Consider the following 244-nt stretch of genomic DNA (forward strand, 5'->3'; position numbering starts at 1 on the left):
CTTCTGATCGGCAAACCTGCAATCGAATTCGAGTACGTCTTTTTCGACGAATCACACAAACTCTCAGGCAAGAACAGCCGCGCCCCGTTCTACTACCAAACCGTGACAATCCTTCAACACCGCCACAGGCCACCACACTTCGTCTTCGCTTCACCCAACATTCCCAACCCAGAGGTATTCCTGAGACTGGTTGATCCAAACTCTGACGAGAATGAAACCAACGCGGTCGCAACCCAGTATTCGC

General features: G+C 51.6%; 1 protein-coding gene. It reads left to right on the forward strand.

Going from position 1 to position 244, the window contains the following annotated elements:
* Positions 1–244 (forward strand): hypothetical protein (locus QP415_RS12620; protein ID WP_285100300.1); only part of this gene is annotated, 244 nt, incomplete at both ends.

Source organism: Pauljensenia sp. UMB3104, from assembly GCF_030217285.1.
GTDB lineage: Bacteria > Actinomycetota > Actinomycetes > Actinomycetales > Actinomycetaceae > Pauljensenia.